Consider the following 2,042-nt stretch of genomic DNA (forward strand, 5'->3'; position numbering starts at 1 on the left):
CTCCACGGTTCTCTCCGAAGCCGAACTCAACAATCGGCGCCTGCAGGGGATCACTCGATGCCAGCTTGACGCGGCCCGTGCCTTGGGGCTTCAGAAGCACAGAGTTTAGGCTGGCCAAGCGCAGACCCATCGCGTTCCAGGACGTCTTGCTCTGGATGTTGATGTACACGTCCGACTTCGGCGCGCCCGGCGTGCCCGACGACAGTCGCAGGCACGCCGTAGGATGGGTCCTCAATGCTGCGCTCTGGCGAAACCCCCTCCGCAGGATGGCGCCTACAAACAGGGCTGCGTGGTTCTGCAGGTTTTTCCCCACCCCCGGCCGGTCGGCAAGGACCGGGATGCCCAGTTCCCGTAATTCACGCGCGTCGCCGATTCCTGCGCGCTGCAGGAGCGCCGGCGTGTGGATTGTGCCCAGGCAGAGAATGACTTCGTGCGCCCTGAATTGGCTCTGCCCCTCCTTCAGATCCGCGACAACCCCCGTGACGCGCCTGCCTTCACTCAGCAGTGACCGAACGGTGGCTCGCGCCATGATCGTCAGGTTAGCCCGCTGTCGCACATCCGGCGTCAGGTAGCCCGCCGCCGCCGTGATACGTCCTTGCGCGCGGCTACTGATCGGGGTGACGCCGAAGCCGTCTGTGAAGTCTGCGTTCATGTCGGGCACGACAGGCAGGCCGCTGTCGGTCGCGTATCGCTGCAAGGCGCGCGTGAGCGGCGGCCACTGCTCAGAGGGAACGCGCCGGATTGGAATGGGACCGGTCGCTCCGTGCGCCGGACCGCTGAAGTCCTGGTCCGTCTCAAGCCTGCAGAAATAGGGAAGCACATCCTTCCAGCCCCATCCCTGCGCGCCGGCCGCCTCCCACTCATTGAAGTCGTCCGACGTTCCTCGAAAGGCGACCATTCCCATGACCGAAGATCCGCCGCCGATCACCTTGGCCTGCGGGAACTTCACGGCTTTCCCCGTTGCGCTGGAGCGCCAGAAGGCCTTCACCTCGGGCCAGAAGTAGGCGGCGTTATAGGAAGAAAGCGGATACGGATCGCGTATGTCCATAGGCTCCGGCCCCGGCGCAAAGTCCTCCCCGGCCTCTAGGAGCAGGACCTTGTTGCGGGGGTTCGCAGAGAGCCGGCTGGCGAGCACGCAACCCGCGGAACCCGCGCCAACAATGATGTAGTCGAAAGTAGCTTGCATGGGCAGTCGTGAAGGCGGAGCGTGGGGGACGTTCGTCCGTCCAGATCTAGATGATGACGGGCCTTGCGCCCCCATCGATCGAGACCACCACGCCGGACACATAGCCCGCTCGCGGCGAAGCGAGGAAGACCACGACGTTGGCCACGTCCTGTGGCGTGGCCGGCCGGCCGAGCGGAAGTGACTCGCGCGCCTTCTCCAACGCCGCTTCCACCGACACGTTGCTTTGGCGCGCCTCGGCTTCGACGCCGTGTGCGAGGCGGGCGGTCGCGGTCTTCGATGGATTCACGGCGTTCACGCGCACACCCTGCGGACCATAGGCCATGGCTAACCCTGCGCTTGCCAGCATCAAGGCAGCATTCGCGGAGCCGCCCGCCAGATGGGTTGTGATGGGCAGCTTGCCGCCCATGCCAACCACGCTCACGATGGCGCCAGTGCCGCGCGAACCCATGCGCTTGATCACCGGGTCCGTCACATTCATGTAGGTCAGGAACTTGGCGTCCATGGCGGCGCCCCAGTCCTTGGGCTCGAGCTCTGCAAACGGCTTCTGTCGGGCCGCTCCCGCGGCGTTGACCAAAATGTCGATGGGCCCCCTCACCTTCTCCGCCTCTTCGACAACCCGCAAAGCGTCTGCAGGGTCGGTGAGTTCGGCCAAGTATGCGCTTGCGCGCTGCCCCTGCGGATCGAGTTGCGAAAGCGCTTGGTCGAGCTGCTGCTGTTCGCGGCCCACGAGGCTCAGCGTGCAACCCTCATTGAAGAATTCCTGCGCGCATGCCAAGCCAATGCCCCCGGACCCGCCGGTGATCAGCACATGCTTACCTTTTAGTTGAAGATCCACTTTAGTCTCTCGGAGTTGTAT

The 2,042-nt window shown here is 64.5% G+C and carries 2 protein-coding genes; both read right to left on the reverse strand.

Annotation, left to right across the window (positions count from 1 at the left end):
• A partial coding sequence (locus tag AC1DY5_RS53195) for a GMC family oxidoreductase (RefSeq protein ID WP_478122278.1) occupies window positions 1–1,186 on the reverse strand: 1,186 nt, incomplete at its 3' end.
• 46 nt (window positions 1,187–1,232) lie between these two features.
• Window positions 1,233–2,042, reverse strand: an 810-nt coding sequence (locus AC1DY5_RS53200; protein WP_478122279.1) for an SDR family oxidoreductase, incomplete at its 5' end; no start/stop codon positions are given.

Source organism: Variovorax sp. P4_D9 (assembly GCF_056401695.1).